This window comes from Hymenobacter profundi (genome assembly GCF_019334315.1).
Taxonomy (GTDB): Bacteria; Bacteroidota; Bacteroidia; order Cytophagales; family Hymenobacteraceae; genus Hymenobacter; species Hymenobacter profundi.
This window is the reverse complement of sequence record NZ_JAHWGL010000063.1, coordinates 19,196-29,964: the sequence shown is the minus strand read 5'-3', so window position 1 is coordinate 29,964 and position 10,769 is coordinate 19,196. Positions and strand designations below refer to the sequence as shown.

Here is a 10,769-nt window from a genome sequence, read left to right as displayed (position 1 = left end):
CTTATCAGGTTAGAACGAGTCGTTGTTACGCCTGTCGTTCTACCGTGAGAAGGTCCTTCGCAAGCGCAGGATGACAGCGAAAAAAGTATTAAAGCTCGTCTACCTCGGCCACTACAAAAGTACTACCGCCAATATAGACGACGTCTTCGGCCGTGGCGGCGGCGCGGGCCGCTTGCACCGCTTCGGCCACTGTGGGGTAGGCGGCACCGTGCAGCCCTACTTCGGCCGCCTGAACAGCCAGCGCTTCGGCTGGCAAAGCCCGCGGGATGCTGGCCTGACAGAAATAGTAGGTGGCCTCTGGGGGTAGCAGGCGCAGTACCGGGGTCACGTCTTTATCATTAACAACACCTAGTACAAGATGCAGTTGTTGGTGCGGCAGTTGGGCCAATTGGTGCATGGTCAGGCGCAGGCCGGCCTCATTATGGGCCGTGTCGCAGATGGTGAGAGGCTGACGACTGATGATGGTCCAGCGACCAGCAAAGCCGGTGAGGCGGCTGACTTCACGCAAGCCCGTGCGCAAGGCATCTTCTGAAATCGTGAAACCCTGTTGCCGCAATTCGTCTATCGTGGCCAGCACGCCGGGCAGGTTCAGGCGCTGGTAGTCGCCCAGCAACCCTAGCTCCAACTGCGCCAGGTAGGGTGCGCCGTGGCGTTGCACGTCTACGAGTTGGGTAGCCGCTTCAGACGCGACAGTTTCCACGGGTTGCAAGACTTGGTACTGCTGATCGGCAAAAAGCAATGGCGCGTTTTCCGCCTGGGCCTTCTGCTCGAAAACCTCCACTACCTCCGGCTGAGTTTGGCTGATGATGGCCGGTACGCCGGGCTTGATGATGCCCGCTTTTTCGGCGGCAATCAGTGGCAGCGTATCGCCCAGCATGGCCTGATGGTCGTAGCTGATATTGGTGATAAGCGAGACGAGCGGCGTGATGATATTAGTGGAATCCAGCCGGCCGCCCAGCCCTACCTCCACTACGGCAATATCTACCTGCTCCTCGGCAAAATACGAGTAGGCCAGCGCCACGCACATCTCAAAAAACGACGGCTGAATTTCCTCGAACAACGGCTGCCATTTCGCTACCCACTGCACCAAATAATCGGGCGTCAACTCCTGCCCATTGAGGCGGATGCGCTCCGTGAATTCGCGCAGGTGCGGCGACGTGTAGAGCCCTACCCGGTAGCCGGCCGCTTGCAACACGGCGGCCAGCATGTTGGAGCTGCTCCCCTTGCCGTTGGTGCCCGCCACGTGCACAGCCCGAAACTTTCGCTCGGGGTTGGACATTGCCGCCGCCAGTGCTTCCGTGTTGCCGAGGCCTTTCTTGAAGCCCGCCGCCCCTACCCGCTGGTACATGGGCAGTTGCTGATAAAGATAAGCCAGGGTTTCGGTGTAGTTCATCAGAAGCGGACTAGAAGGACAACGCCGCCGACCAGAAATCCAGTCGGCGGCGTTGCAAAAGTAACAGAAAGCGGTTTTATCGCACTGTAAAGCGGAAGGTGTAATAGCCCGAGCCACCGCCCGTGGCCGAGGTAGTCCGCCGGAACTCGGCGTTTTGCAGGGCGTCGCGGCAAGCTTTTTCCTGAGCCGCCGACACGTTACCGGACACCTTCGTAATAGCATCTACCTCACCATCGGCATTCACCTTGATGCGGAAGCGCACGAAACCGGAGTTATTGTCCAGCGCCGGCGCAGTGGGGCGGTTCACAAAGGCCCAACCGCTCATTTCGAGCCCGCCCGCGCCGCCGCTGCCGGGGCTGCTGCCGCTACCACCGCTGCCGGGCTGGCCGTACAGTGCCTTGGCATCGAGGGTGCCGCGTGGGTCGCCTTGGTCACCCACGCTGCCGGGCCGGTCGCCGTTGTTGTTGCCAGTGGGCGTGTTGCTGGTGCCGTTCACGCCGTTGCCGCCACCCGAGGCACTACCGCGGGGCGTGTAGAGCGTGCGGGGCTTGGGAGCTGGTTTGGGCGGCGCTTCTTCCCGTACCTCCTCGCGGGGTGGCTCGGGGGTAGGCCGGGGCGCAGCCCGCGTCACGGGCGGCACCGATACAGGACTCTCCTCGGCCTCGCTGGTTATTATCTTCTCCTGCACGGCCGGCTGGGGCGGGCTCGGCGGTGGCGTTACGGGAGCGGCCCGCGGCTGGGGCGATGGATTATTAGCGGGCGGACGGCTGTCCTCGCGGTTGCGCGAGTCGTTGGCCGTGGCTAGGCTCTGAATGTCGCCCGAACCGGCCTCATCGATGCCATAGTTCAGCTCTACCCCATCGCCACCAAAGGTCAGGGGCGGATCGGGCTCCCGAAACACAGTAAATACAAACACCGCGGCCAACAGTCCGTGAATAATCACGGCTCCCAGGAGGGCCTCGCGGCGGTGCTCTTCGCGGTGGGTTGCCATAGAGTGACTGAGTGATTGAGTGGCTAAGTGAATTTTGCTGTTCGACGCACAGTCAAACAAAAAATCCTCTTCGTAAATGCAGCACCTAAGCAGCTAGATGGCCGAGCAACAAAGCGAGAACTCACTCAGTCACTCAGCCGCTCTGTCACTTTTGGGCCTGCGTGGCCATGACCATTTTGATTTTCAGGCGGTTGCCGATTTCCAATACGTCTACCAGCTTCTGCACGTTCAGGCCGGAATCGACGCGCAGCACGACGGTAGTATTTTCCTGACCCTGCACGCGGCTACCTAATTCCTGCTCCAGAGTAGCAGCCGTTACGGGCTGGCGGTCAATGAAGTACTCCCCGTTGGCATTCACCGATACATTGATGGTCTGCTTCATGACGGCCTTACCAGAGCGGGCATTGGGCAGCATGAGCTTAATCACGTTTGGGTTCACCATCGTGCTCACAATCAGGAAAAACAACATCAAAAAGAACATGATGTCGTTCATCGAGCTGGTCTCGACGTGCGAAGAAAGCTTTCGGCGACGGGTGAGATTCATCTTCTTGAGCTGTTAGCTTTTGGCTGATAGCTGTTAGCTTTTCTCGAACGTCAAGCTAATAGCCAACAGCCATCAACTAACAGCTAACAAACTTTTAGTTGTCCTGTAGAATATCCATGAACTCCACGGCGGAGTTCTCCATGCGTAGCACTAGGTTTTCGACCATAATGCTGAGCCAGTGGTAGCCAATGTGGGCAATAATACCTACGATGAGGCCGGCGGCCGAAGTCACCATCTTAGTGTACAAACCACCCGAAATCTGCGCAATGCCAAAGTCGCCGGTGGTGGAGATGGAGTAGAAAATCTTGATTACGCCGATAATCGTACCCACGAAACCGAGCATGGGCGCAATACCAGCAATGATGCCCAGCACGCCAATACCTTTTTCGAGGCGGGCTACTTCAATTTTGCCTACGTTTTCTACGCTGGCCTCAATCTCCTGTAAGGGTAGGCCAATGCGGCGAATACCCTTCTCAATCATGCGAGCTAGCGGTGAGGGCGTTTGCGCGCACAGCATTTTAGCTCCCTGCAAGTCGCCGCGCACCATCAGGCTCTTGATGCTACCCATGAAGCCACCGGGAATAGTCGCTGCCCGCCGAATCGTGATATACCGCTCGATCATGATATAAATCGAAACGAACGAAAGCAGAAAGATTGGCACCATAATCCAGCCGCCTTTCAGAATCAGGTCGAGCAGGGAGAGGTCGGTGGTATCGGCAACGGGAACGTTGGTAGCTGCGGCGGCAGAGTCAGCGGCTACGGTGGCGGCAGTGGTAATCTGCAGCAGGAATGCACTCATGCTAGACTAGTAAGGGAGAACCCAGGGGGAGGAACTGGAATACTTTTTCAGCTGCGCTAAGTGCGCGGTGGCTGTTGGCTTGTCGGTGAAGTTTCCTACTGACACGCGGTAGTAGCGGCTGGTTGCGGAAGGCAGAATAATTTGCGCGTCTTGTCCTTGCTTGCTTAGCTGCGTTAGGCGCTGCTGAGCTTTCGGCAGGGAGTTGAACACATCAGCAATAACGTAGAAACGGCCCGTGCGGCTTTTAATTGTAGTCTCAACTTTGGCAGCTGGTGCCACGGTAGGAGCCACAGCTTTGGTGGGTGCTACCACCGCGGGTTTGGCAACGGCTACCGGAGTTGATTTTTTAGCCGGAGCAGCGGGTACAGTGGTTACCGGCGCAGCTTTTTTAGCGGCGGACGCCGCTACCGTGGGCGCCGAGGCAGGCGTGGCTACTTCGGTTCCCCACGCAGCGGCAGTAGCTGGGTCTTCCGCAGCTACGGGGGTAGCAGCCTCAACGGGCGCTTCTGCTACCGTCGACCACTCCGTATTATCGGGGCGTGGCGACAAGGTAGCCTGCTGGCGCATGGGCCGCACCGAAGCCGGCGCCGACACTTCCAATTGCGCCGGTGCACCACTATTGAAGCGCAGCGCGTCGGGCAGAAAATCAAGGTTGAGGATATACAGGTACTGCGCTGACAGCGCCAGCCCTACCACCACTGCCACGGCTGCCGACTGCCACAGGCGCCGAGCCCGGCGTCCGGCGGCCAACTGCGGCACGGCGGGCTGCCGCTCGCGAGCTAGCAGCGCATCCGTAGCGCGCACCGGCCGCGACACTAGCTCTGGCAGGCCGTAGCTGGCGGGCAGCAGGTTTTGGGAGCCCGTGTATTCAAAATCCAGTCCACGACCCGCCGCTTGCCGGAACACGCCGATACCGGGCAGCTCGGCGCGTTGCTGATTCTCCAGATCGGCGCGCAAACGCGTCACGGCGTCCTGCACCAGTTGGCGGGCGTGCCCGGCGCTTACACCCAGGGCGCGACTCAGTGCATCTACCAGCAACCCATCGTTGCGAGTCAACGACTGATTGAAGGCCACGCGCTTGGTAGGCGGCGCCAAGGTATGGCGCACCGGATGAATCTGCGCTGGGGCGTAGTCGGCAATCAACCCACCAAAATCAGGAATAATAACGCAATCGTGGTGTTGAAGCAGGGTGCGAATATGGTCGGAAAGCTGCACGGACAGGAAGGTCAGAGGGTAACAGAAAACGACAAGATATTGGTCAGCCGCTAAAAATTGAAAACCTTTCCGGTCTTGCTACCTCACTGTAGCACAATGGGGTAGCAAGACCGGAAAGGTCCTACATGAAATAGCAATGCAACGCAAAATCAGGCATTAACACAGTGAGCGGTTAAAAATCATACGTAACACCTGCCAAAACGTTAATTCCTTTCACCGGGTAGTTCAGGAAGTACTGGTATTGGCGGTTGAGCAAATTATTGCCCATGGCAAAGATTGACAGATTTTCCGAGAATCGGTAATCAGCCTTCAGGTTCAGGTCTATTACGGAGCTGGTAGGCAGTACTACTCGCTCGCGCACAGTGCCGGCCGGCGTGAGCACTGGGCGGTAGCCCGTGCCGTAGCTAGAGCTATACGTATACAGCTCGGCACCCACGCGCAGCTTCTCGCTGGCGTTGTAGCTGCCGAAGATGCTGGTTTGGAATTTGGGCCGGTGGAAAGCTTCGGCCAGGGTCTTGGTGTTGTAGCCGTTGTAGTCGGCCTTCAGGCCCAGCCGGAACTTCTCGGCGGCGTTGTACAGCGCCTCGGCGTGCACCTGCAACAGCTGAGTTGATTTCTCGTCATACACCAAGTCAAACTTGGTGGTGTCGCGAGCGTTGTTGTTGTAGAAATACAGGTTCTGGTCGTTGGAAACCGTCACTTTGGCGTTCAGCTCCAGGTTGCGGGCGGGCGTAGAATTGAAGCCCACGTAGAGGGTAGGACCGCGACGGGTGTCGGCCACGCGCTGGTTCTTCGCCAGCCAGGGGTTTTCGGTGGTCAGGTCGTAGAGTGTGACGCGCTGCAAGGCGCCGCCCAAGCCTGCATACACCAGAAACTTATCTTCCGTAACAGTGTAGCCCACGCGCACAGCGGGGTAAATTTTGAACTGGCTTCGGTCGTTGATGGTGTCGCCGGTGTACCCCAGGTTAGCGCCCACGGATATGGCTAGGCGGTTCAACAGTAACTCGTAGCTGGGCGCAATCTGCACAAACGGCCGGCTCACAGTGCCAATAGAATCCTGCTGCGAGATGAACGACAGGTCGCCATTCACCACCACGCGCCCCTTTTCGGCTAAGGAATACGCTGATTTGAAGCCGATATTAAAGTTGCTTTCGCGGGCCTCAAACTGGTCTTTCCAATAGTTGAACCCTACCCCCAGATCATACTGAAAAGGAGCATCGGCGGAGCGGTTGCGCACGTACACCTTGGCCGCGGCGCGGTAGAACACCTGCTTCAGCGCGTCGGGGTCGTCGGGCAGGTCGGGCACGTTGCGGTTGTAGCCGTAGAAGTTGTACCGTTCGCGGCCCACATCCAGCTTGGCGCCCAGCGCCACCGGGCCGTTATAAATCTCGCCGTTCAGGCCCAGCCGGGTCTGGCTCTGGCGGGAGTTCTGCTTATCAATCGGGCCGCGCGACGATGATAGATGGCTGAAATCCAGGCCATAGCTGGCGCGGTCGTCGCGGGTGTTGTGCAGGTAAGCTTTGCCGTAGACGGTGCCGTAGTTGCCCAGGCCGGCTTTCACATAGTTGCCCGTGAGCGGCAGCAAGTCTTCCTGCCGGATGGTGAGCACCCGCACCGCGGGGTTCAGCCGGTCGGTGGGTAGGCGAAAATCGGGGTAGTTATAGGTAGTGGAAGCCGCCTGCTTGGCGGGCGGCTCGATAGCTACTTTTTCATAGTTGCGGGCCGCTTCGGGCAGCTGGTTCACGCGCTCCTTCACAATCTCCACTTCGGCCTCTTCAATCTTGCCGCCGGGCTTTTTCTGGGCCTGGGCAGCAAGCGGCGCAGTAGTCAGCGCAGCCAGGGCCAGGTAGGTATAGTAGGTAGTTCGTTTCATGGAATGATTGTGCTGGCGTGGGACCTCACCCCCCGGCCCTCTCTCCTCGGGGAGAGGGGGAGCCAGACGACGGGGTAGGCGATTTTTGTTTGTTAAAGAATACTTGATAGCAAAAATCAGTTGTCATCCTGAGCTTATGAAGGACCTTCCCACACAGGAACGAGTCGTTGTTGCGCTTCGACCCTGCGTAAAAAGGTCCTTCATAAGCTCAAGATGACAGCTGATTTTCGCTACCATCCGAACCTACTGCGGCGTGGCCGTGGAGTCGGGTGGCGCCGTGGTGGGCGTGAGATTACTGCGGACAGGTGCCGACTGACGAGTAGCAGGTTTTTTGGTGGTAGGCGCAGCCGGTGCGGCGGCTGGCGTCGTGCTGCTACCCTCGGCCGGCAGTGCGGCCAGGCGCTGCTTGGCACCTTCAATAATCTCGGCTAGCGGGAAGTTATTGTCGATGATGGAGTTGAGTGTGGCGCGCGCCTGGAACGTATCGCCTTGCGCGGCGTAGATATCGGCAATCAGCAGAAAGCCTCTACCCTGCCACGTCTCGAAAGCCGAGCCGTTGGTTTTGTAGGCGGCGTCCAGGGCGTCATCATATTTCTTCTGCTCAAACAGAATCTGCGCCACAGCATACTGCGCTTCGGCCGCGTTTTCGTCGGTGCCAGCGGCGGCTTTGTTCAGCTCCGTAATGGCCTGCTCGAGGTTGCCGGCTTTGTAGCTGGCCTTGCCCAGGTAGAGCGGGGCCGCGCCGGCCGCGCTCAACGACGCGCCACTCTGCGCAATCAGCTCTTGGGCCACACGCCGGGTATTGTCGTAGTCGCCGCTTTCGTAGTAGCTCTTCATCAGTCCTACCCCGGCGTTGGCCACTTCGCGCTTGTTGGTGCTGGACTCGCGCAGGCGCTGGAAGTACTTAATGGCCTCAGGATAATTCTTGTTGGCGTACTCCAGATCGGCCACGCGGCTCACGGCGCGGTTTACGTACTCGCTCTTGTTTTCCTCTACCACCGCTTTCAAACGGGGCAGTGCCTCGGCCGGCTTATTGGTTTGCAGGTAAGAATCGGCTAGGTAGTAGCGGCCGTTAGCAGCCAGGGCGTTATCGGGATATTGCTTGAGGTAGCTTTCTAGGCGCGGAATGGCCTGGGCGTATTTTTCGGCCAGGTACAACGATTTTGCCGCCTCAAACTCCACGCTCACAGCAGCATTGCTCTGCGGGTTCTGTTGCTTGAACTGCGCTAAAGACTTATCGAACTCCTCCGTGCGACCCAGCGCCGTGAGGCTTTCCTGCAAGCTATACAGGGCACTATTAGCGGCCTGCGTGCCGGGGTACTGGTTCAGCACCTGCTGAAAATCAGCCACGGCCTTGTCGTGCTGCTCTAGGTTGGCGTAGGCCACACCGCGCTTTTGCAGCGCCTGCGGGGCCAACGCGCTATTGGGGCGGGCGCGCAGCAAACGCGAAAAGCCATCCACAGCAGCTTGGAAATTGGCACCTTGAAAATCCAGCTCCGCCTGCTGGTACACGGCCTGCTCAGCATAGCGCGAGTTGGGGTTGGTTTTCAGCAGGGTGCTGAGCGTGCCGGCAGCCTCGTCGCGGCGGCCTAATAGGCCCAGCACCACGCTCTTTTGGTAGTAGGCGTAGTCCTTGTCGGCGGCATTGGCTTGAATCACCTTATCGTAGTAGCTCAGTGCCTGCGGGTAGGTTTTATCAACGTAGGCAATGTCGCCCAAACGTAAGGTTACGTCGTAGTAGTTGGGGTTGGCCGGGCGGGCGGTTTTGTCGCCCAGCCACGCGGTAAATTGCGGCTTGGCGCGGGCGTAGTCCTTGGTATTATAGTAGGCATAGCCGAGGCCATAGCGGGCCTGCTGCTCAATGTCACTATCGGCACCACCGCCCGAGCGGGTGGTGCGGGCCGCCGCGGCGTAAGCCGTAATGGCCTCGGGGTAGCGCTGGCCCACACTGTAAATCTCGCCCTGCAACACCTGCGCCTGGGCACGCAGGGCGTCGTCCTGCGGGTACTTCAGCGACTTATCCAGCAACGCCAGCGCCTCCGTAAACTGGCTGTTGTTATAAAGTGTAGCCGCCTGCAAATACGTCACGCGCTGGTAGGTAGCTTTCAGCTTAGGGCTCAGCGAGTTCAGCTTTTCGAGGTAGGCAATGGCCTTGGCATAGTCCGACGAGTTCAGGAAGCTAGTGCTCAGCAAATCGTCCACCACATCGGCGTTTTTAGAACGCGGGTACTGCTTATCAAAGTCCTGCAATACGGTGGTCACCTCCTGCGAATTACCCAGCTCGTAGTTGATTTGGGCGTACTTCACGGTGGCGTTTTCCGCAATCTGCTGATCGAAGGTAGCCTTGCGGGCCGCGTCGAAGGCGTTGAGGGCGGGCTGCTTTTGGTTGAGCTTCAAATAGCTCAGGCCTAGATAGTAGGCCGCGTTCTGCCCCAATGAGTCCTTGCGAGCCGCCACGGTCTTGAAGCTATTGGCTGCGTTCTTGTAATCGCCCAGCTGGTAGTTGGCGTACCCAATTTTGTACTGCAAGGCTGGCTCGATGCGCTTGCGGCCGTTGGCGTACTGCGTAAAGTAGGGCGCGGCTTGTTTGAAGTCCTGCTTCTGGTAGTACGCATCGCCCACCAACAGCTGGATTTCGTCGGCCGACTGCGGGGGCGGCGTCTGGTTCAGGGCCGCCGAGCCGTAGCGAATCAGGCCGTCGTAGTCGCCTTCTTTGTAGTAAATCTGGCTCATCACGGCCGGCACCACGGGGCGGTAGGCGTCGTTCTGCTCGGCTACACCCAGGTCCTGACGAGCGGCGGCGTAGTCGCCAGCTTGGTAGGCCAGGTAGCCCGCGTAGTAGCTGCTGGCATAGCGGTACTGGTGGTTGCCCTGCTTGCTGCGGTCGAACAGCAATTTGGCCTTGTCGAACTCTTTTTGGGCGAAGTAGGAATAGGCCAGCTTGAACTCGGCCTCGCCCCGCTGCTCCAGCGCTAGGTTATCGGCCTCTACCCGTTGTAGGTAGTCAACGGCCTTGGGGTAGTCTTTCTTAGCAAAGTAAAACTTGCCCAGCTCCAGAAACGCCGAGGCAGCCTTGGGGTGCGCCGGGTTGTGGGCCGCAAAGGCCAGCATCTGGCCCTCGGCGTCGGGGTGCAGCAAGTAGAGGCCCGATACGGCGTCGTAGTACTCGGCGTCGGCGCCGCGGTCTTGGGTGAGTTGGGTGCCGGCGCGGCGCTCCGTAGCGGCCAGATAGCGGCGAAATGCCTGCTGGGCCGCGCCATATTTGGCTCTATCGAACAGCTCCAGGCCTTCCTGGTAATAGCGTTCGGTATTGGTGAAAACCTGCGTTTGCTGGGCCAGGGTAGCGGCCGGAACGGCGGCGCTGAGCGAGGCAGCCAGCGCCAGACGGGGTATAAACTTCATTACGAGGCGTTACGGAAAGGGGCGCCATCCGCCCGGAATCGGCCAAAAGTAGCGAAAATTGCCGGGCTAGGGTAGGAATTGTGCTACTTTCTAGCGGAAACGTCCCTACCCTGTGCTTTGGTATATACCTTAAGGTCCACAGGGTAGCGCTTCTTGTATTCGCTGTGTATACCTGTCTCAACCTCAGTTATACTCCACGGAGGAACGATACCAAGGCTACCCTCCTAGTCGTTTCTTATCCGTTAATCAAACCGAAGCCTTCTATACCACTCGCTTTATATGCGCTAGTGTATTTTAACTTCAGATTCATAGACATTCCATTAATACATAATAAGCCTCTCACCCCTACCTCTGTTGGCTAGTTTCTCACGTTTGGCCGAGTTGCAATCCACTTTCCCCGATTGAAAATCCACATTAGCCGAAAAGTGACAACATCTTTAGCCATTTATTTTTTTACATCGTTATAGTTATAATCAACAATGCGTATAAGGCTTATTAGAGCTTCGTTATATTGTAAAATTATATTTTTTTATCAGTATGGCTAGACTATTG

At 58.0% G+C, this 10,769-nt stretch carries 7 protein-coding genes; all 7 read right to left on the bottom strand.

Annotation, left to right across the window (positions count from 1 at the left end; genetic code table 11):
- Positions 1-88: 88 nt before the first annotated feature.
- The 7 genes from KYK14_RS14530 to KYK14_RS14500 all read right to left on the bottom strand — a co-directional run bounded on the left by KYK14_RS14530 (position 89) and on the right by KYK14_RS14500 (position 10,217).
- Complete coding sequence (locus KYK14_RS14530) at positions 89-1,393, bottom strand: bifunctional folylpolyglutamate synthase/dihydrofolate synthase (protein WP_219159782.1); 1,305 nt, start codon at positions 1,391-1,393, stop codon at positions 89-91.
- A 76-nt stretch (positions 1,394-1,469) separates the two neighbouring features.
- The gene (locus tag KYK14_RS14525; protein WP_185283645.1) at positions 1,470-2,384 is read right to left on the bottom strand and encodes a hypothetical protein; all 915 of its coding nucleotides are present in this window, start codon (positions 2,382-2,384) and stop codon (positions 1,470-1,472) included.
- Between the two features lie 145 nt (positions 2,385-2,529).
- Entirely contained in the window at positions 2,530-2,928 is a 399-nt protein-coding gene (locus KYK14_RS14520) for an ExbD/TolR family protein (protein ID WP_185283644.1), read from the bottom strand.
- Between the two features lie 94 nt (positions 2,929-3,022).
- On the bottom strand, positions 3,023-3,727 hold the full coding sequence (locus KYK14_RS14515) for a MotA/TolQ/ExbB proton channel family protein (protein ID WP_185283643.1): 705 nt from the start codon (positions 3,725-3,727) through the stop codon (positions 3,023-3,025).
- 6 nt (positions 3,728-3,733) lie between these two features.
- On the bottom strand, positions 3,734-4,942 hold the full coding sequence (locus tag KYK14_RS14510; protein ID WP_219159780.1) for an HU domain-containing protein: 1,209 nt from the start codon (positions 4,940-4,942) through the stop codon (positions 3,734-3,736).
- Positions 4,943-5,114: 172 nt separating this feature from the next.
- The gene (locus KYK14_RS14505) at positions 5,115-6,815 is read right to left on the bottom strand and encodes a TonB-dependent receptor (protein ID WP_219159778.1); all 1,701 of its coding nucleotides are present in this window, start codon (positions 6,813-6,815) and stop codon (positions 5,115-5,117) included.
- Positions 6,816-7,058: 243 nt separating this feature from the next.
- Entirely contained in the window at positions 7,059-10,217 is a 3,159-nt protein-coding gene (locus KYK14_RS14500) for a tetratricopeptide repeat protein (protein ID WP_219159776.1), read from the bottom strand.
- Between the last annotated feature and the right edge of the window lie 552 nt (positions 10,218-10,769).